Source organism: Streptomyces subrutilus (assembly GCF_008704535.1).
GTDB lineage: Bacteria > Actinomycetota > Actinomycetes > Streptomycetales > Streptomycetaceae > Streptomyces > Streptomyces subrutilus.
Genome location: NZ_CP023701.1, coordinates 3071908 through 3090321 on the forward strand (window position 1 = coordinate 3071908; position 18414 = coordinate 3090321).

The 18414-nt window shown below is 72.5% G+C and carries 18 protein-coding genes; 10 read left to right on the plus strand and 8 right to left on the minus strand.

The features are described from left to right. Nucleotides 1-12: 12 nt before the first annotated feature. Entirely contained in the window at nt 13-1593 is a 1581-nt protein-coding gene (locus CP968_RS13160; protein WP_150518203.1) for an acyl-CoA mutase large subunit family protein, read from the minus strand. Nucleotides 1594-1770: 177 nt separating this feature from the next. Between CP968_RS13160 and CP968_RS13165 the strand changes: the two genes are divergently transcribed. After that, entirely contained in the window at nt 1771-2655 is an 885-nt protein-coding gene (locus CP968_RS13165; RefSeq protein WP_150518204.1) for a L,D-transpeptidase family protein, read from the plus strand. 248 nt (nt 2656-2903) lie between these two features. Here the strand turns inward: CP968_RS13165 and CP968_RS13170 are convergent, their stop codons facing one another. Both CP968_RS13170 and CP968_RS13175 read right to left on the minus strand, forming a co-directional pair. Continuing rightward, the gene (locus CP968_RS13170; RefSeq protein WP_150518205.1) at nt 2904-4037 is read right to left on the minus strand and encodes a hypothetical protein; all 1134 of its coding nucleotides are present in this window, start codon (nt 4035-4037) and stop codon (nt 2904-2906) included. Further along, the gene (locus CP968_RS13175) at nt 4037-4801 is read right to left on the minus strand and encodes an RNA polymerase sigma factor (RefSeq protein WP_150521898.1); all 765 of its coding nucleotides are present in this window, start codon (nt 4799-4801) and stop codon (nt 4037-4039) included. The genes CP968_RS13170 and CP968_RS13175 overlap by 1 nt, the downstream gene beginning before the upstream one ends. A gap of 575 nt (nt 4802-5376) precedes the next feature. Here CP968_RS13175 and sdhC point away from each other — a divergent pair. The 8 genes from sdhC to CP968_RS13215 all read left to right on the plus strand — a co-directional run bounded on the left by sdhC (nt 5377) and on the right by CP968_RS13215 (nt 11540). Next, the gene (sdhC, locus tag CP968_RS13180) at nt 5377-5757 is read left to right on the plus strand and encodes a succinate dehydrogenase, cytochrome b556 subunit (protein ID WP_078892868.1); all 381 of its coding nucleotides are present in this window, start codon (nt 5377-5379) and stop codon (nt 5755-5757) included. A gap of 5 nt (nt 5758-5762) precedes the next feature. Beyond that, on the plus strand, nt 5763-6245 hold the full coding sequence (locus CP968_RS13185) for a succinate dehydrogenase hydrophobic membrane anchor subunit (RefSeq protein ID WP_150518206.1): 483 nt from the start codon (nt 5763-5765) through the stop codon (nt 6243-6245). A 23-nt stretch (nt 6246-6268) separates the two neighbouring features. Beyond that, nucleotides 6269-8023 (plus strand): succinate dehydrogenase flavoprotein subunit, encoded by a 1755-nt coding sequence (sdhA, locus tag CP968_RS13190; RefSeq protein ID WP_150518207.1) that lies wholly within the window; start codon nt 6269-6271, stop codon nt 8021-8023. Then, nucleotides 8023-8790 (plus strand): succinate dehydrogenase iron-sulfur subunit, encoded by a 768-nt coding sequence (locus tag CP968_RS13195; RefSeq protein WP_150518208.1) that lies wholly within the window; start codon nt 8023-8025, stop codon nt 8788-8790. Before sdhA ends, CP968_RS13195 begins: the two co-directional genes overlap by 1 nt. 182 nt (nt 8791-8972) lie before the next feature. Then, nucleotides 8973-9554: a hypothetical protein gene (locus CP968_RS13200; RefSeq protein WP_150518209.1), complete on the plus strand. Its 582-nt coding sequence runs from the start codon at nt 8973-8975 to the stop codon at nt 9552-9554. A 331-nt stretch (nt 9555-9885) separates the two neighbouring features. Beyond that, nucleotides 9886-10290 (plus strand): hypothetical protein, encoded by a 405-nt coding sequence (locus CP968_RS13205; protein ID WP_150518210.1) that lies wholly within the window; start codon nt 9886-9888, stop codon nt 10288-10290. Nucleotides 10291-10293: 3 nt separating this feature from the next. Beyond that, nucleotides 10294-10749: a thiol-disulfide oxidoreductase DCC family protein gene (locus CP968_RS13210; protein ID WP_150518211.1), complete on the plus strand. Its 456-nt coding sequence runs from the start codon at nt 10294-10296 to the stop codon at nt 10747-10749. Nucleotides 10750-10760: 11 nt separating this feature from the next. Next, nucleotides 10761-11540 (plus strand): TetR/AcrR family transcriptional regulator, encoded by a 780-nt coding sequence (locus CP968_RS13215; protein WP_150518212.1) that lies wholly within the window; start codon nt 10761-10763, stop codon nt 11538-11540. A 49-nt stretch (nt 11541-11589) separates the two neighbouring features. Here the strand turns inward: CP968_RS13215 and CP968_RS13220 are convergent, their stop codons facing one another. From CP968_RS13220 to CP968_RS34815, 4 genes are all read right to left on the minus strand, one after another. Next, nucleotides 11590-12390, minus strand: a complete 801-nt coding sequence (locus CP968_RS13220) for a CPBP family intramembrane glutamic endopeptidase (RefSeq protein ID WP_150518213.1) — start codon at nt 12388-12390, stop codon at nt 11590-11592. Nucleotides 12391-12604: 214 nt separating this feature from the next. Further along, nucleotides 12605-14161, minus strand: a complete 1557-nt coding sequence (locus tag CP968_RS13225; protein ID WP_150518214.1) for an ABC transporter substrate-binding protein — start codon at nt 14159-14161, stop codon at nt 12605-12607. A 121-nt stretch (nt 14162-14282) separates the two neighbouring features. Further along, nucleotides 14283-15569, minus strand: a complete 1287-nt coding sequence (locus tag CP968_RS13230; protein WP_189828843.1) for a metallophosphoesterase — start codon at nt 15567-15569, stop codon at nt 14283-14285. Continuing rightward, the gene (locus tag CP968_RS34815) at nt 15569-15847 is read right to left on the minus strand and encodes an SCO4848 family membrane protein (RefSeq protein WP_150518216.1); all 279 of its coding nucleotides are present in this window, start codon (nt 15845-15847) and stop codon (nt 15569-15571) included. Before CP968_RS34815 ends, CP968_RS13230 begins: the two co-directional genes overlap by 1 nt. Nucleotides 15848-16025: 178 nt before the next feature. Between CP968_RS34815 and CP968_RS13240 the strand changes: the two genes are divergently transcribed. Then, a complete protein-coding gene (locus tag CP968_RS13240) occupies nt 16026-17207 on the plus strand; it encodes a D-alanyl-D-alanine carboxypeptidase family protein (protein ID WP_425282248.1) in 1182 nt (393 codons plus the stop codon). Between the two features lie 58 nt (nt 17208-17265). Here the strand turns inward: CP968_RS13240 and CP968_RS13245 are convergent, their stop codons facing one another. Next, on the minus strand, nt 17266-18270 hold the full coding sequence (locus CP968_RS13245) for a YihY/virulence factor BrkB family protein (protein ID WP_150518218.1): 1005 nt from the start codon (nt 18268-18270) through the stop codon (nt 17266-17268). Between the last annotated feature and the right edge of the window lie 144 nt (nt 18271-18414).

Sequence of the window (18414 nt, forward strand, 5' to 3'; positions counted from 1 at the left end):
CGCGCACGCCCTTCACCCGTCCGCGTCGACCGGCCGGTACGTCCCCCAGACCTCGCGCAGCACCCCGCACACCTCGCCCACCGTCGCCCGGGCGCGCAGGGCCTCCTTCATCGGCGGCAGCACGTCGGCCGTCCCGGCCGCGGCCCGCCGCAGCCCGCCGAGCGCCGCCGCGACCGCGGCCCCGTCGCGCTCCGCCCGCCGCCGGACCAGCGCCGCGCGCTGGCGGGCCTCGGTCTCCGGGTCCACGCGCAGCGGCGCGTACGGCTCCTCCCGTTCCAGGGCGAAGCGGTTGACCCCGACCACCACCCGCTCGCCGGAGTCGGTCTCGCGCGCGATGCGGTAGGCGTTGCGTTCGATCTCGGCCTTCTGGAACCCGGCCTCGATCGCGGCGACCGCCCCGCCCCGGTCCTCGACCCGCCGCATCAGCTCCAGCGCCGCGGCCTCCAGGTCGTCCGTCATCCGCTCCACCGCGTACGAACCGGCGAAGGGGTCCACGGTGTGCGGCACGTCCGTCTCGTGGGCCAGCACCTGCTGGGTGCGCAGCGCGAGCCGGGCCGCCTTCTCCGTGGGCAGCGCGATGGCCTCGTCGAAGGAGTTGGTGTGCAGCGACTGCGTGCCGCCCAGTACGGCGGCGAGCGCCTGCACGGTCACCCGTACCAGATTGAGCTCGGGCTGCTGCGCCGTCAGCTGGACCCCGGCGGTCTGGGTGTGGAAGCGCAGCATCAGGGACCTGGGGTCGCGCGCCCCGAACTCCTCGCGCATGGTCCGGGCCCAGATCCGCCGGGCCGCGCGGAACTTCGCGACCTCCTCCAGCAGCGTGGTGCGGGCGACGAAGAAGAACGAGAGCCGGGGTCCGAACGCGTCCGCGTCCAGGCCCGCGGCCAGGGCGGTGCGGACGTAGGCGACGGCGTTGGCCAGGGTGAAGGCCACCTCCTGCACGGGCGAGGCCCCCGCCTCGGCCATGTGGTAGCCGGAGACGGAGATGGCGTTGAAGCGGGGCAGTTCGCTCCGGCAGTGGCGGAGGGTCTCCGCCGTCAGCCGCAGGGAGGGTGCGGGCGGAAAGATGTAGGTGCCGCGCGCGATGTACTCCTTCAGGACGTCGTTCTGCACGGTCCCGGTCAGCAGCGCGCCGGGGACGCCCCGCTCCTCGGCGACGAGCTGGTAGAGCAGCAGGAGCACGGCGGCGGGCGCGTTGATGGTCATCGAGGTGGAGACCCGGTCGAGCGGGATGCCGTCGAAGAGGGCCCGCACGTCCTCGATGGAGTCGACGGCGACGCCGACCCGGCCGACCTCGCCGCGCGCGAGCGGTGCGTCGGAGTCGTGGCCCATCTGGGTGGGCAGGTCGAAGGCGACGGACAGGCCGGTGCCGCCGGCCGCGATGAGCTGCCGGTAGCGGGCGTTGGACTCGGCGGCCGAGCCGAAGCCGGCGTACTGCCGCACGGTCCACGGGCGGGAGGTGTACATACCGGGGTGGATCCCCCGGGTGTACGGGAAACCGCCCGGCTCGCCGAGCGCGACGGCCGGGTCCCACCCCGTCAGGTCCCCCGGCCCGTAGACCGGTTCGATCGGGATTCCGCTCTCGGTGCGCGACATCGACCAATCCTCCGTAGAGCGAACGGGCCCCGGGCTGATACAACCGTCCCCGCGCACGCCGGTGAACGGCGGCGGGCGGCCCCTGGTCACAATGGCGCAACATCCGGGGTCCCCGTGCAACTCTCCGCGAGCGACAGGCATCACCTACATACACGACGCAGAAATCGGGGGACAGCAATGCAACGCCAGAGAGCCATAATCCGCACGCTCGGGGTGGTCACCGCCGTCGCGCTCGCCGCGACCGCCTGCGGTCCGCAGAAGTCGGAGTCCGCCGGCCCCGCTTCCCCGGTCTCCGCCTCGCCCACGGCGGGCACCTCCCCCGAAGCCTCCCCGACCACCGACGACAAGCCGGGCGGGGCCTCCCCCTCGCCTTCGGCGTCGGCCTCCGCGTCGGCCTCCCCGTCCGCCTCCGCCTCGCCCTCTCCGACGGTGAAGCAGATCATGGCGAACGGCGACGACTCCGACCAGGTGCGCGAGCTCCAGGCGCGCCTGAAGCAGCTCAAGCTGATGTCGGTGGCGCCGACCGGCTTCTACGGTTCGAAGACGACCGCCGCGGTCAAGTCCTTCCAGTCGAAGAACGGGCTGCCCGGCACCGGTTCGGTCGACGCGGCCACCTGGAAGAAGATCCAGGGCGCCAGCAAGAAGCCCACCGCCGACGAGCTGCGTCCGCCGGAGGTCATCGAGGCCGACGCGCCGGACCCGCGCTGCATGCAGGGCCGGGTCATGTGCATCAGCAAGGAGAGCCGCACGCTCGCCTGGATGATCGACGGCAAGACGGTCTCCACGATGGACGTGCGCTTCGGCTCGGAGAACACCCCGACCCGCGAGGGCGTCTTCAACGTGGGGTGGAAGGCCAAGGACTGGACGTCGACGATCTACCACACGCCCATGCCGTACGCGATGTTCTTCAGCGGCGGCCAGGCGGTGCACTACTCGGCCGACTTCGCGGCCCGCGGCTACGCCGGCGCCTCGCACGGCTGCGTCAACGTGCGGGACAAGGGCAAGCTGTCGGCCCTGTTCGACCAGGTGCAGGTCGGCGACAAGGTCGTCGTCTACTGGTAGGCCGCGGTCCGGGGGCCGCGGGTGCGCGGCGTCCGGCAGGGACCGGAGCGGCGGGCCGGAGGGTGAGGGGCGCGGGCAGGGCCGGGGGAACGTGCCCCGCCCGCGCCGGTTGCGCAGAGCCCAGGGGTACGGGGGGAACCCCGGCTCATGCGCGGCCGATGACCAGTCGGCTCGATATGTACTGCGCCGTGGATTCGAAAAGTGTTACAGGCGGGTCAGCGGATGTTCGAGGGCGGCTTCGGGAGGCGTCAGCCGCGGCCCGTCAGCGCCGGGCCGCCCGGTCGCGCCGGGCCGAGCGTGGGCGCCTTGAGCAGGTCGCGGCCGCCGAAGCCGCCCGCGGACGCGCCGGAGCGGGGCGGTGCTCCGGGCGGGCCGGGTGAGCCCGGCCTGTCGCCGTCGCCGCGCTGGCCGGCGACCGCGCCGGCCAGCAGGGCGTCGCAGTAGCGTTTGATGCGGTTGAGACCGCTGGCCAGGTGCGTGAGCTTCTCCCGGCGGTCCTCGTCGAGCCGGCCCTCGCGGTAGGCCCGGCACAGCTCCGGGGCCCGCTGCCGGGCCTCCCGGTCGCGGTCCCGGTCCTTGGCGCCGCCGTTGGCGAAGGTGTCCCGGTTGCCCTCCGTGCCGCCGCCCGCGTCGTCCGCGCCGCCGCCCTCCGTGGCGCCCTGCCGCTCGCGGTCCGGGCCGCCGCCGTCCGTCCCGCCCGCGGAGACCCCGCCGAGGATGCCGTCCCCGGTGCCGCCGTCGGGCCGGGCGGGTGCGTACGGGTCCGGGGCGCGGGTCGCCCCGCCCGGGCCCGGCGAGGGGGCCGGGTCACCGCGCTGCGGGGTGGGCCGCGGCTGCGGGTCGAGGGTGGCGGGGCCGGCGTCCGGGGAGTCGTTCCCGTCGGCGCTGACCGACGCGGCCGGCGCCGGACCCGCGCCGTCGTACCGGTCCCCGTCCAGCAGCCCGGCCCCGGCCGCGGCGGCCAGACCGCCCACGGCGACGCTGGCGAGGGCGGCCGCGAGCCCGAAGCGCACCGGCCGGCGGGAGCGGGAGCGCGAGGGGGCGACCGGCGTCAGCCGGCCGAGGTCGAGCAGGGTGACGCCGGGCTCGGCTCCGGGCCCGGACCCCGCGGCGCGGGCCGCACCGGCGCTCCGTACCGCACCGGCGGGCTTCGCGCCGCGCGCCGCGCGGGCCACCCGGAAGGCGGCCAGGGCCGCGGCCTCGCCGGGGAGTTCATCGGGGGCGGGGGGCCGCGGGGCCAGTGCGTCGAGGGCGGCGCGCAGTCGGGCGGCTTCGGCCGGGGCGCGGGTACCGGCGACCGGACCCACCGGCTCCGCGGGTTCTCCGCGCAGCAGTCGGTCCGCGGCGGCTTCGTCCAGCCACCTGTCGCGCTCGTCGGCCATCACATGTCCTTCTGCGTCCGCCAACGTGAATGCGTCACACCGGTTTGTTCTACGAGGCCCCCGCCGTGGCCGCGCTGCGCGGGTACGGCGTCGAGATCCCTCCCGCCCCCGCCGTCCCATGCCTGGCCACCGGCATTATGGCCGACCCCGGCCCGCACGACCGAGTCCGTTTCGGCCCCCGCCGCCCGGCCCGGCCCGAAGTCGCCGCTCACGCCTTCGGCGCCCAGCAGCTCCGCCAGCTTCTTCAGGCCGCGGTGCGCGGCGGTGCGCACCGCGCCGGGGCGCTTGCCGAGGGTCTCGGCGGCGCTCTTGGCGTCGAGGCCGACGACCACGCGCAGGACGACGGCCTCGGCCTGGTCCTGGGGGAGCTGGGCGATCAGCGCCATGGTCAGCCCGGTGGAGAGGGACTCCATGGCGGCGCCCGCGGTGTCGCACTCGGCGGCCCACCCGGTGAGTTCGGTGTCGTCGCCGCCGATGGCGGGGCGGCGGCCGCGCATCCGGATGTGGTCGAGGGCCCGGTTGCGGGCGATGCGGGCGGCCCAGCCGCGGAAGCGGTCGGCGTCACCGGTGAAGGAGTCGACGTCGCGGGCGATCTGGAGCCAGGCCTCGGAGGCCACGTCCTCCGCGTCGCCCTCGCCGACGAGGGTGCGCACGTATCCGAGCAGGCGCGGGTGCACGGCGCGGTACACAGCACGGAACGCGTCCTCGTCGCCGTCCTGTGCCGCGAGCACCGCGGCGGTCAGCTCCGCGTCGTCCCCCAGCAAAGTCCCCAACCCGTTCACTGTCCTGTACGTCTGGCGCAAATCAGCACGTTACGGCTTTCGCGCACCGCCGTCCACGAGTTGTACAACGAGCAACCAACCCTGCGCGGAGCGAGGTGTGACACAAAACGCACTCGGGGCGCTGACAGGGGTACGGGCTTGTCGCACGAGCCCGTGACGGACGGCGACCGGGGCCTCTCCTGTGGGGGGTGGCGGCCTCGGTCGTCGTCCCCTTTCCGGGCCCGTCGCGCCCGCCGGCCCGGGGCCGGCCCGTCATCCTTTCGGTTCGCTTCCGGGCACCGCGCCCGCCCGGACCCGCCGCTCGCCGGCCCCGCGCGCCCGGCCCGGCCCGGCCCGATGCGGGCGCCGGGCTCCGCCGATGGGCCGACTGCGGAGGAATTCGGGCTATTTGCCCCTGTGGGATAGTCCGTCCGTGCCTGTTTGATCACACCGATGACCCCCGCGCAAGGGAACCGACAAAGCGTCGCTACGATGTCCGGGGCCGGTGGACCGTACCCGGCCGGGCCCGACCGACAAAGAAGCCGGCTGGCCCCCGCCCCGCTTCCGGAGGGTTTTCCGTGCCGGCTGGAACGTTGTACCGCGGCCGGGAAGGAATGTGGTCCTGGGTGGCTCATCGAGTCACCGGCGTCCTCATTTTCTTCTTCCTGTTCGTACACGTCCTCGACACCGCACTCGTCCGCGTCTCTCCCGAGGCGTACGACGATGTAGTGGCTACCTACAAGACCCCGATCGTCGCGCTGCTGGAGTACGGCCTCGTCGCCGCCATCCTCTTCCACGCGCTCAACGGTCTCCGTGTCATCGCCGTGGACTTCTGGTCCAAGGGCCCGCGCTACCAGAAGCAGATGCTCTGGACCGTCGTGGGCATCTGGATCGTGCTGATGGTCGGGGCTCTCTACCCCGTCCTGGGCCACGCCTACCTCGAACTGTTCGGGAAGTGACACGCATGTCCTCTGACACTTCTTCCGCCAAGGTCATCGGCGACGTCGAGGGCGCGAGCCTGTACGACGTCGATCACCCAGCGCCGTACATCGAGGCCCCGCGCAAGCGCACCGCCAAGACCCCGCGCTCGACCCGCGGCAACTTCGAGATGGCCGCGTGGCTCTTCATGCGCCTGTCGGGCGTCGTGCTGGTCGTGCTCGTCATCGGCCACCTCGTCATCCAGCTGGTGCTGGACGGCGGCGTCTCCAAGATCGGCTTCGCCTTCGTGGCCGGCCGCTGGGCGTCCCCGTTCTGGCAGGTCTGGGACCTGCTGATGCTGTGGCTGGCCATGCTGCACGGCTCCAACGGCCTGCGCACCGTCATCAACGACTACGCGGAGCGCGCCAACACGCGGCTGTGGCTGAAGGGCCTGCTCTACACCGCCACGGTGTTCACCATCCTTCTGGGCACGCTGGTGATCTTCACCTTCGACCCGAACATCCGCTAGGCAACGGGGCTGAGGCGAAACCAATGAAGATCCACAAGTACGACACCGTCATCGTCGGCGCGGGCGGCGCGGGCATGCGCGCCGCCATCGAGTCGACGAAGCGCAGCCGCACCGCGGTGCTGACGAAGCTCTACCCCACCCGCTCCCACACGGGCGCCGCGCAGGGCGGCATGGCCGCCGCGCTGGCCAACGTGGAGGAGGACAACTGGGAGTGGCACACCTTCGACACGGTCAAGGGCGGCGACTACCTGGTCGACCAGGACGCCGCCGAGATCCTCGCGAAGGAGGCCATCGACGCGGTCCTCGACCTGGAGAAGATGGGCCTGCCGTTCAACCGCACCCCGGACGGCACCATCGACCAGCGCCGTTTCGGCGGCCACTCCCGCAACCACGGCGAGGCCCCGGTCCGCCGGTCCTGCTACGCCGCGGACCGCACCGGCCACATGATCCTCCAGACGCTCTACCAGAACTGCGTCAAGGAGGGCGTGGAGTTCTTCAACGAGTTCTACGTCCTGGACCAGCTCCTGGTCGAGGAGGACGGCGTCAAGAAGTCGGCCGGCGTGGTCGCGTACGAGCTCGCCACCGGCGAGATCCACGTGTTCCACGCGAAGTCCGTCATCTACGCCTCCGGCGGCACCGGCAAGTTCTTCAAGGTGACCTCCAACGCGCACACCCTCACCGGTGACGGCCAGGCGGCCTGCTACCGGCGCGGTCTGCCGCTGGAGGACATGGAGTTCTTCCAGTTCCACCCGACGGGCATCTGGCGCATGGGCATCCTGCTGACGGAGGGCGCCCGCGGTGAGGGCGGCATCCTCCGCAACAAGGACGGCGAGCGCTTCATGGAGAAGTACGCGCCGGTCATGAAGGACCTCGCGTCCCGTGACGTCGTCTCGCGCTCCATCTACACCGAGATCCGCGAGGGCCGCGGCTGCGGCCCGGCCGGCGACCACGTGTACTTGGACCTGACGCACCTCCCGCCGGAGCAGCTCGACGCGAAGCTCCCGGACATCACCGAGTTCGCGCGCACGTACCTGGGCATCGAGCCGTACACGGACCCGATCCCGATCCAGCCCACCGCGCACTACGCCATGGGCGGCATCCCGACGAACGTCGAGGGCGAGGTCCTGGCGGACAACACCACCGTCGTCCCGGGCCTGTACGCGGCCGGCGAGGTCGCGTGCGTGTCGGTGCACGGCGCGAACCGCCTGGGCACCAACTCGCTGCTGGACATCAACGTCTTCGGCAAGCGCTCGGGCATCGCGGCCGCGGCCTACGCCCACGCCCACGACTACGTCGAGCTCCCGGAGAACCCGGCGCAGCAGGTCGTCGACCTCGTCGAGCAGCTGCGCAACTCCACGGGCCACGAGCGGGTCGCCGACCTGCGTCTGGAGCTCCAGGAGACGATGGACGCGTGCGTGATGGTCTTCCGTACGGAGCAGACCATCAAGACCGCGGTCGACAAGATCGCGGAGCTGCGCGAGCGCTACCGGAACGTGTCCGTCCAGGACAAGGGCAAGCGCTTCAACACGGACCTGCTGGAGGCCATCGAGCTGGGCAACCTGCTCGACCTGGCCGAGGTCATGGCCGTGTCCGCGCTGGCGCGCAAGGAGTCCCGCGGCGGCCACTACCGCGAGGACTACCCGAACCGCGACGACGTCAACTTCATGCGCCACACCATGGCGTACCGCGAGGTCGGCGACGACGGCAGGGACTCCGTCCGGCTGGACTACAAGCCCGTCGTCGTCACCCGCTACCAGCCGATGGAGCGTAAGTACTGATGGCCACCCCGACCCTGTCCAAGACGGACGCGATGGAGGCGGCGGCCGCCGCCTCGCCGTTCATCACGGTCACCTTCCGGATCCGCCGCTTCAACCCCGAGATCTCCGACGAGTCTCAGTGGCAGGACTTCCAGATCGAGATCGACCCGAAGGAGCGCGTGCTCGACGGTCTCCACAAGATCAAGTGGGACCTCGACGGCACGCTCACCTTCCGCCGCTCGTGCGCGCACGGCATCTGCGGCTCCGACGCGATGCGGATCAACGGCAAGAACAGGCTCGCCTGCAAGACGCTGATCAAGGACATCAACCCGGAGAAGCCGATCACCGTCGAGGCCATCAAGGGCCTCACGGTGATGAAGGACCTCGTGGTCGACATGGAGCCCTTCTTCCAGGCCTACCGCGACGTCATGCCGTTCCTGGTCACCAAGGGCAACGAGCCGACGCGCGAGCGCCTGCAGTCCGCCGAGGACCGCGAGCGCTTCGACGACACCACCAAGTGCATCCTGTGCGCCGCGTGCACCTCCTCGTGCCCGGTGTTCTGGAACGACGGCCAGTACTTCGGCCCGGCGGCGATCGTCAACGCGCACCGCTTCATCTTCGACTCGCGCGACGAGGCCGGAGAGCAGCGGCTGGAGATCCTCAACGACAAGGACGGCGTGTGGCGTTGCCGCACGACCTTCAACTGCACCGACGCGTGCCCCCGCGGCATCGAGGTCACCAAGGCGATCCAGGAAGTCAAGCGCGCCCTGATCACACGCCGCTTCTGATCCGCCGGCGGGCCCCCGCGGCGGCTGCCGCCCGGACCGCCACCGCCGTACGAGGCCCCGTGCCCCGGACCACCGTCCGGGGCACGGGGCCCCGGCGCGTTCCGGGCCGCGCGCGCCGCCCCGCGCCGCGGTCCGCTCACGGGGGGGTACGCGGGGGCGGGGGCTGTGGAAGGATCGGCCGCATGAGCGACCAGCAGCCGAACCCCTACGCGAGCGACCCGGGCCGGGGAGGCCCGCAGCCCGGTCCCGCGGGCCCGGAGGACTACCGCTGGGGCCCGGGCGAGTCGGGCTACGGCTACCCGCACGCTCCCGGCGGGGCGGGTTACGGCTACCCGCACCCCCATCCGGCGGCCCCCGCCCATCAGCCGACCCTCGCCGGCCCCGGCTTCTCCGCGCCCCCCTACGGCCCGTTCCCGGGCGGTGGCGGGATGCTCTCGCTGGGCGACATCAGCGTCGTCGGCGACCAGATCGTCACCCCGTCGGGGACGATGCCGCTGCGGGGCTCGATCTGGAACGCCACGGACTTCTCGCGCACCGAGGAGAGGATCCCGACCCACGCCATCGTGCTGGCGGTCGTCTTCGCGGTGTTCTGCCTGCTCGGCCTGCTCTTCCTGCTGATGAAGGAGAAGGTCACCACCGGCTACGTCCAGGTGACCGTCTCCGGCGGCGGCCGCCACCACGCCACGATGATCCCGGCGGTGGACGCGCACACGTACGCCTGGGTGATGTCACAGGTCAACCAGGCCCGCGCGCTCGGTTTCTGAGGGTCCGCCGGGGGCCTGCCCCGGTCCCGGTCCCCGCCCCGGTCCCCGCAAACCCGCTGGCGGCGCACGGCCGGGCGCACGGCCTCGCGGACGTCCGCGCGGTCGCGGCCGGCCTGCCCGCGCTCGTCCCGGGCGCGGTCCACCTCGAACTGCCGTGGGCGGGGCACCTGCCGTCGCTGGAGCGGCCGGCGGAGACGAGGGGGCTGCTGCTGGAGTTTCTGGCTCCGCTGCGCTGAAGCACGGGGGGCGGACTTCGCTTGAACCTGTTCAAAAAAGGCCCTACAGTGATCACCGTCGGGTTTATTGAACACGTTCAAGGGGGCTGAGGACTATGGACCTCACCGTGGTCGCGTACGTCGTCTACCTGCTCATCAGCATCGGCCTCACCGTCTGGGTGGCCCGCACCCTCAGCCGCAACGGCCGGGTCTTCATCGGGGACGTGCTCGCCGGGAACGAGAAGCTCGCCGACGCCGTCAACCAACTGCTGGTCGTCGGCTTCTACCTGGTGAACATCGGCTTCGTGACCCTCTACCTGCGCCAGACCGACGAGGTCCGCAGCGCCCGCGAGCTCTTCGAGGCGCTCTCGGTCAAGCTCGGCGTCGTCCTGCTGGTCCTCGGGGTCATGCACCTGGGCAACGTGTGGGTGCTCAACAGGATGCGCCGCCGGGGGATCGCGGAGCGCCGGCACACCCCGCCGGTCGCCCCCCAGGGGTGGACCGCACCGGCCGGGGCCTGAGCCGTGGCCGCCCCGGAAGCGGTCCGCGCTCTGACCGTCCTGTACGACGCCGGCTGTCCGCTCTGCGTGCACATCCGGCACTGGCTGCTCGCGCAGCCGCAGCTGGTCCCCCTCGCCCTGGTCCCCGCCGCGTCGTACGAGGCGCGGCGCCGGTTCCCCGGTCTCGACCACGCGTCGACGCTGAAGGAGATCACCGTGGTCGGGGACGCGGGGCAGGTGTGGAGGGGGACGGACGCCTTCGTCGTCTGCCTCTGGGCGCTGGCCGAGCACCGTCCGAAGGCCGACTGGCTGGCCACCGCCGCGGGCCGGCCCTTCGCCCGGGCCGCCATGTACACGGCGTCGAAGTGGCGGGCGGCGCTGCGGACCGAGGGGCCGCCCGGCGGGACGGACCCGCCGGGCGGCGCGGCGGACCCGGCGGATCCGGCGGCCTGTGACGACCGGTGTTCCGTCCCCCGATAGGCTCGTGCACCGTGACTGATCAGAAGGCTCCCAAGAGCGAGCAGACCCGCACGCTCATCCTCGAAACCGCGCTCCGGCTCTTCCAGGAGCGCGGCTTCGACAAGACGACGATGCGGGGTATCGCGAAGGAGGCCGGTGTCTCGGTCGGCAACGCCTACTACTACTTCGAGTCGAAGGAACACCTGGTCCAGGGGTTCTACGACCGGATCGGCGCCGCCCACCAGGCCGCGGTGCGGCCCGTCCTGGACCACGAGACCGACCTGCAGAAGCGGCTCGCCGGTGTGCTGACCAGCTGGATGGACATCGCCGCCCCGTACCACGAGTTCGCCTCGCAGTTCTTCAAGAACGCGGCGGACCCGGAGAGTCCGCTCAGTCCCTTCTCCCCCGAGTCGGAGCCGGCCCGCAAGGCCGCGATCGACATCCACCGCGAGGTGCTGGCCGGGGCGAAGACCAAGGTGCCGGCCGAACTGGCCGACGTACTGCCCGAGCTGATGTGGCTCTCGCAGATGGGCCTGGTCCTGTACTGGGTCTTCGACCGCTCGCCGAACAGCGAGAAGACGCGCCGGCTGGCCGAGCGCGGCGCGCAGCTGACCACGCGGGGCATCGTCCTGGCCCGGTTCCGGGTGCTGCGGCCGCTGGTGCGGGAGGTCCACGAGCTGTTCGCGGACTTCCTGCCCGGCATGGCGCAGACGGTGGCGTCGAAGAAGCGCGCCTCGGACCCGGACCCGGACCCGGACCTCGCGACCGTGACCGCGGCAGCGCCGGGCGCCGGTGCGGCCGGGGCCTCCTGACCGTTGCGGCCGGGTCGGCGCCCCCGCGGCCGGACCGTACGGAGGGCCGTCAGGCCGTGACGGCCGCGGCCGCGGGCTCGACCGTGCGGCGCTTGACGAGCAGCACGACGATCAGAACGGCCTGGAGCAGGACGATCAGCACCATGCCGACGGAGCCCTGGGGCTCGTCGCCCACGAGGTTCGAGAACAGGCTGGTGTCCCAGAGGCCGTGGACGAGCATCGGCAGCAGGAGGGTGGCGCCGGCGCGCAGGCACAGGTAGAAGAAGTAGCCCGAGGTCGAGACGACGAGGGCCTGGTAGACGGCCTGCACCCCCGAGCCGAGGGCGTTGCTGAGGTGCACCAGGCCGAAGACGACCGAGGAGCAGAGGGCGACCTTGCCCTCGGTGAACCCGGCCCGGCGGAAGACCTGGACGCCGATGCCCCGGAACATCAGCTCCTCGCCGACCCCGACGAACAGCCCGAGCAGCAGCAGGGAGGCCACCAGGGACACGCTCTGGTCGGCGAGGTGGCCGTAGTTCAGGCCGAACAGCGCGACGGCGAGCATCGAGATCGGCACCCAGCGCACCCAGCGCCGCACCGGTGCGCGGGAGCGCAGCACCTCGCCCCACCACCCGAGCCAGGTGACGACCGCGGCGCCGAACACGATCGACGCCCCGATCGGGATCAGCGCGTTGCGCACCAGGGCCTCGGTGGTGGGGAACTGGCTTTCGGAGCCGGCGGTGTCCACGCCGATCAGCCTGCCCAGACCCTGGATGATGCCCGCGTACACGACCACGACGACCAGGAACCACGGCCAGGACAGCCTGCGCCCCGGCCGTTCGTCGCGTATCGCGTCCGTCTCGTTGTGCACTGGTTCTCCCTCTCTTCGGCCGGCCGGGGGCGCCCGCCCCGGTCGGACGCGGTCGGTCTGCCGCCGCGTCCTCGCGCAAAGAATCTCACAGGGAATAGAACAAACGTCGCGTACCGTCCTCAAACCGGCAGGACCGGGGCGGCTCGGGTCGGGGTGGGCGCCTCGGGGCGGCTCGGGGCCGGGCGGCCCCGCGGCCGGACCGGTCCCCGGGTCCCTACAGCCAGTCGAGTTCCCACAGGCGCCACACGCCCGTGCCGTCGGACAGGTACTGGGCGCCGGTCACCGCGTCGCGGGACAGCACGTAGTCCTTCTTCTGCCAGAGCGGCAGCATCGGGACCTGCTGGGAGACCACCTTCTGGAGCTCGCGGAAGTCGGCGGCGGCCTCGGCCCGTTCCGAGTGGGACTGGGTACGGGTGATGAGGGCGTCGACCGTCTTGTCGGCGAAGCCGTTGTTCATCGAGGAGTCGGCGCCGACGAGCGGGGCGAGGAAGTTGTCGGCGTCCGGGAAGTCCGCGATCCAGCCGATGGTGTACGCGTCGAACTCGCCGGCCGCGTAACCCTTCTGGAAGTCCTCCCACTTGTCGACCGGCTTGAGCGTCAGCCGGAAGAGGCCGGTGGACTCCAGCTGTCGCTTGAGCTCCTCGGCCTCGGCCATGTTCGTGCCGCGGGCGTTGAGGCCGACGGTGAGGGCGACGGGCGTGGTGATCGAGGCGTCCTTGAGCAGCTTCTTGGCGGTGGCGCCGTTCGGCGCCGGGTAGGTGTCGAAGAAGGGGGTGCTGTGGGCGGCGATGCCCGCCGGGACCAGCGAGTAGAGCGGGGTCACGGTGCCGGACAGGACCGTGGTCGCCAGCTTGGAGCGGTCCACGACGGCGGCGACGGCCTGGCGGACGGCGAGCGGGGCGGCCGGCGAGCCGGGCCGGACGTTGAAGACCATGGAGCGGGTCTCGCTGCCGCCGGAGGTCTGGTAACGGGTGTCCTTCAGGCCCGGGTTGAGGGCCGCGAGCACGGTGGGCGGCATCTCCCGGTGCGCGACCTCGACCTCGCGGTCCTTCCAGGCCTGGTCGAGCTGGGCGGAGTCCTCGTAGTAGCGGACCGTCACGGGCGTGTGGGCCGGCTTGGCCTGGCCCTTGTACGTGGCGTTGGGCGTGAGCACGGCGCGCTCGCCCGGCTTGTACTCGCCCAGGCTGTACGGGCCCGAGCCGTCCACCTTGTTCTCGGTGCGCAGCGCCTTCTCCGGGTACTTCTCCTTGTCGACGATCGAGGCGGCGCCCGTCGCGATCTTGAAGGGGAAGGTGGCGTCCGAGGCGGAGAGGTTGAAGGTGATCGTGCGCCCCTCGGCCTTCACCGAGTCCAGGGTGTTGAAGAGCGGCGCGGGCCCCTGGTCGGAGTTGATGGCCTTGACCCGGTCGAAGGAGTACTTGACGTCCTCGGCGCCGATGGCGCGACCGCTCGGGAACTTCAGGTCGGGGCGCAGCTCGCACTGGTAGGTGGTGAGCTTCTGACCGATGAACTTGCAGGAGGTGGCGGCGTCCGGGACCGGGGTGTCGGAGCCCGACTTGATGGTCAGCAGCGACTGGTAGACGTTGCTGAACAGGGCCCAGGAGCCGGCGTCGTACGCCCCGGCCGGGTCGAGGGCGGAGACGACGTCGCTCGTCCCCACCCGGATGGCCCCCCGGCCGTTCCCGTCGTCGGGGAGCAGCTGCCAGGCCCCGACTCCGGCCACGCCGAGGACCAGCCCGGCCGCGATGATCTTCGAGCGGACAGACCGCATCCCGTGTACCCCACCCTTGTACCGCCGACAGCGGTGCGCTGTTCGATTACCGGTCATCCCATCACGGAATCTCGGCCGCGGGAAGGCCGAAATGCGTCGGGTCATGGCCGGTTGGGGCGGTTCAGGCCTGATATGAGGCGAGTTCCACCACTGTGATGTCGGACGGCGCCCCCACCCGGACCGGCGGCCCCCAGGCCCCGGCGCCCCGGGAGACGTACAGCTGGGTGTCGCCGTAGCGCTCCAGGCCCGCGACGGTGGGGTTGGCGAGCTCGGCCAGGTAGTTGCCGGGCCAGAGCTGGCCGCCGTGCGTGTGGCCGGACAGCTGGAGGTCCACGCCGTGCCGGACGGCGTCGTGGATGACGACGGGCTGGTGCGCGAGGAGCACGGCGGCCCGGGCGCGGTCCCGGTCGCCGAGGGCGGCCTGGAAGTCGGGGCCCTCCCCCTCGGCCTCGCCCGCCACGTCGTTCACCCCGGCGAGGTCGAAGTGCGGCAGGGCCCGGCGGGCGTTCTCCAGCGGGGTCAGGCCCAGCTCCCGTACGTGGTCCACCCACTGGCGGGCGCCGGAGAAGTACTCGTGGTTGCCGGTGACGAAGTACGCGCCGTGCCGCGCGCTCAGCTCGCGCAGCGGCTCGGCGGCCGGGCCGAGGTCGTGCACGCTGCCGTCGACGAGGTCGCCGACGACGGCGATCAGGTCGGGCTGGGTCCGGTTGACGGCGTCGACGATGCGCCGGGTGTGGCCGCGGCCGAGGATCGGGCCGAGGTGCACGTCGCTGACCACGGCGATCCGGAACCCGTGCGCCGCGCGCGGCAGCTTGGCCAGCGGCACCCGCACCCGCTTGACGGACGGGCCGCGCAGGACGCCGTACGCGCCGTTCGCGACGGTGCCGACGGCCACGGCGGCGGCCGCCCCGCCGACCGTACGGGCGACGAACCGGCGGCGGCTCAGCTCCGGTGCCGGGGCGGGGGCCGGGGTCTGCGCGGCGTCCGGCCCGGGTTCCTCCCGCACCTCCTCAGGGGCGCCTTGCGCTCCGGCGCCGGCCGCGGCCGGTACCTGCTCGGCGGGCGCCGCCGCCACCCCGGAGGGCGTCCGGTGGGCCAGACGGCGGAGCAACAGCGCGCGGATCGGCTCGGCGACCAGCATCGTCAGGGTGAGGTACAGGAGCACCGCGAGCCAGAGGAACCCCGGCCAGGCCACCACCTGCTGGACCCGGAAGGGGGCGCCGGCGCGGCCCGCGGTCAGGGCGGCCACAGAGAGGAGGGGCAGGGCGATGGCCAAGGACGTGCCGACGCGGCGGGCGAGACCGCCGGGCGCGGTGGTGTCGCGGACCAGCCGCACCCAGAGCCAGCGGTGCACCAGCACCAGGAGGGCGAGGACCGCCAGCGCGACGAGGACGAAGACCAGGATCATCACGCCGCGGACCCCGCACCCGTGTCCGGTTCCGTGCGTGACGCGCGCCGCACTGCGCGCACCCCGCGCAACCCGATCACTCCGACGGCCGTCCCCAGGAGAAAGGACGTCACCGCGAGCGTCAGGTGCACCCAGAAGTACGAGGTGGGATCGCCGGCCGCGTCAAACGCCAGGCCGCTGCCGTTCTTCCACAGGTTCCGGACGAAAGACACCCAGATGAACCAGCTCCACACGCCGAAGGCGAGCAGGAACCAGGAGGCGGCAGGGCTGAGTTTCATGCCCTCAGTATCGGTTTCTTCCCCGGGACGGACGCGCCGGGGTGGGCTGTCCCGGGGGTGGTTGCCTCGAAAGGGCCGGTCCGCATCGGCAGAGCGCCGATCGGGATGTACTTTCACCTGCGTGTATGCCAAGAAGACCGCATGGACGGTCCTGTCCGCCGCACTGCTGGTCCCCTCGATGCTCGTGGCCCCGGTGTACGCCGCGCCGACTCCGCCCGCCGACGGCAAGGGCGGTCCGGCGAAGGCGCCCCTGGCGCCCCCCGCGTCGATGTCGACGGTCGGCGGGGCCGCGCTCGGGCAGCCGGGGACCCAGGTCAACCTGCTGCCCGGCGCGCCCGCCCTGCCGGCCAACCTCTCGGGCCGGTCCTGGATCGTGGCCGACGCCGAGTCCGGCAAGGTGCTGGCCGCGCACAACGCGCACTGGCGGCTGCCCCCCGCCTCCACCATGAAGATGCTCTTCGCGGACACGGTGCTGCCGAGCCTGCCCAAGGAGCAGGTCCACCGGGTCACCGACGAGGAGCTGTCCGGGGTGGGTGCGGGCAGCAGCCTGGTCGGGGTCAAGGAGGACCACGAGTACACGGTCCACGACCTGTGGCTGGGCGTCTTCCTGATGTCCGGCAACGACGCCGTGCACGTGCTTTCGGCCATGAACGGCGGCATCGACAAGACCGTCAAGGACATGCAGGCGCACGCCGAGGAGCTCCAGGCCCTGGACACCCACGTGGTGTCGCCGGACGGCTACGACGCCCCGGAGCAGGTGTCCAGCGCCTACGACCTGACGCTCATCGCCCGCTCCGGGATGCAGAAGCAGGACTTCCGGGAGTACTGCGGCACGGCGGACGCGCAGTTCCCCGGCCGGCAGGAGCCCGGCAAGCCGCGCGAGTCCTTCGGCATCAGCAACACCAACCGGCTGATGACGGGTGCGCACGGCATGTCCCCGTACAAGGGCATCGCGGGCGTCAAGAACGGCAACACCACCCAGGCCGGAGCCACCTTCACCGGCGTGGCCCAGCAGGGCGACCGCAAGCTGCTGGTCACGGTGATGAACCCGAGCTCCGGCGGCGGCAACGCGGTGTACGAGGAGACCGCGGCGCTCTTCGACTGGGGTTTCGCGGCGGCCGGGAAGGTCCGGCCGGTGGGTGAGCTGGTGCCGCCGAAGAGCGCGGACACCACCTCGCTCGGCTCCCCCGCCCAGTCCCACGAGAACGAGCGGGCCTCGGCCGCCGGGGGCGACGGTGCGGGCGGCGGTCTGGGCACGGCCCTGGGCGTCGCGGGCGGGGCACTGGCCGCGCTCGTGGGCGGTGGCATCGCCGTCAACCGGCGCTGGCCCCGGGGCCGCCGCGGCACCGGCCGGGGCTGACGGAAGGCCGCGCGGGGCCGGGCCGGGGGCCCGGCGGCCGGGGCCCGGGCGACACGGCCTACGGCCGCGCGGGCGCCGGGCCCGAAGCCGGGCCCGGCCGCGGGCCCGGCCGCGGGCCCGGCTCCGCGGCCGGCGCACGGTCCGGCGCCGGGCCCGCGGCGGCCGGTCGCAGGCCCTGCGCACCGTCGCCGCCCGCGTCGCCCGTCTCGCCCCCGTCGTCGCGGGTCGCCGTCCAGGCGGCCACGTACAGCAGCAGCTTGGCCGTGAAGTTGATCCACAGCAGCAGGGCGATCGGCACGCCGAAGGCCCCGTACATGCTCTTCGCCGCCACCTCCCGCATGTAGCCGCTGAGCAGCAGCTTCAACAGTTCGAAACCGGCCGCGCCGATCAGCGCCGCCTGGAGCAGCCGCCCGCGCGGCGGTTCGACGCCGGGCAGCAGCGTCAGCACGTAGAGCAGCAGCAGGAACGCGGCCAGGACGCCCACGAGGAAGGCGCCGGTCCGCAGCAGCGCGCCGCCCGCGCCGTCGCGCGGGATGCCCAGCCACTCGGCGGACTTGCCGACCGCGCTGGCGCCGAAGGTCGAGGCGGCGGCCGAGGCCAGGCCGACCCCGCCGAGGCCGAGCAGGACGAGGGCGTCCTTGCCCTTGCGGGTGAACGGGTTGCCCTGGTCCTCGTCGTCCCGCTCCCAGACCGCGCGCAGGCAGTCCCGCATCGAGCCGACCCAGCCGATGCCGGTGAACAGCAGCAGGGCGCCGGCGACCAGGCCGACCGTGCCGGCGTTCGCCACCAGGCCTTCGAGGTCGAGCTGGTCGGAGATGCCGGGGACCTGCTCGGCGAGGTTCTTCTGCAGCCGGTCCAGCTGGTCCTGGCTGAGCAGGGCCGCGCCCACGGCGGCGGCCACGGTGATCAGCGGGAAGAGCGCGAGGAAGCTGATGAAGGTGATCGCCGCGGCGAGCCGGGTCCAGTGCACCCGGTCGAGGCGTTCGTACGAGCGCCACGCGTGCGTCCGCATCAGACGGGCCACCAGCGGCCCGATCACCGGGAGTTTCGTCAGCCAGTCCATGGGGTCACCGTAATTCAGCCGCCGGAAATAGCCGGGATTGCCGCTTTCGGGGACTACGGTCGTCGATTGTGACTTTTCGCCCGACGGCCCGCCCGTTCCACGCCCTGGTCCTGCGCAGGCTCAGGTTCCGCACGCGCCAGGCCC

Excerpts from the sequence above, each read along its gene's own strand:
- CP968_RS13160 (WP_150518203.1), bottom strand. The coding sequence starts at position 1,593 with ATGTCGCGCACCGAGAGCGGAATCCCGATCGAACCGGTCTACGGGCCG.
- CP968_RS13165 (WP_150518204.1), top strand. The coding sequence starts at position 1,771 with ATGCAACGCCAGAGAGCCATAATCCGCACGCTCGGGGTGGTCACCGCC.
- CP968_RS13170 (WP_150518205.1), bottom strand. The coding sequence starts at position 4,037 with ATGGCCGACGAGCGCGACAGGTGGCTGGACGAAGCCGCCGCGGACCGA.
- CP968_RS13185 (WP_150518206.1), top strand. The coding sequence starts at position 5,763 with ATGTCCTCTGACACTTCTTCCGCCAAGGTCATCGGCGACGTCGAGGGC.
- sdhA (WP_150518207.1), top strand. The coding sequence starts at position 6,269 with ATGAAGATCCACAAGTACGACACCGTCATCGTCGGCGCGGGCGGCGCG.
- CP968_RS13195 (WP_150518208.1), top strand. The coding sequence starts at position 8,023 with ATGGCCACCCCGACCCTGTCCAAGACGGACGCGATGGAGGCGGCGGCC.
- CP968_RS13200 (WP_150518209.1), top strand. The coding sequence starts at position 8,973 with ATGAGCGACCAGCAGCCGAACCCCTACGCGAGCGACCCGGGCCGGGGA.
- CP968_RS13205 (WP_150518210.1), top strand. The coding sequence starts at position 9,886 with ATGGACCTCACCGTGGTCGCGTACGTCGTCTACCTGCTCATCAGCATC.
- CP968_RS13225 (WP_150518214.1), bottom strand. The coding sequence starts at position 14,161 with ATGCGGTCTGTCCGCTCGAAGATCATCGCGGCCGGGCTGGTCCTCGGC.
- CP968_RS13230 (WP_189828843.1), bottom strand. The coding sequence starts at position 15,569 with ATGATCCTGGTCTTCGTCCTCGTCGCGCTGGCGGTCCTCGCCCTCCTG.
- CP968_RS34815 (WP_150518216.1), bottom strand. The coding sequence starts at position 15,847 with ATGAAACTCAGCCCTGCCGCCTCCTGGTTCCTGCTCGCCTTCGGCGTG.
- CP968_RS13240 (WP_425282248.1), top strand. The coding sequence starts at position 16,026 with ATGCTCGTGGCCCCGGTGTACGCCGCGCCGACTCCGCCCGCCGACGGC.
- CP968_RS13245 (WP_150518218.1), bottom strand. The coding sequence starts at position 18,270 with ATGGACTGGCTGACGAAACTCCCGGTGATCGGGCCGCTGGTGGCCCGT.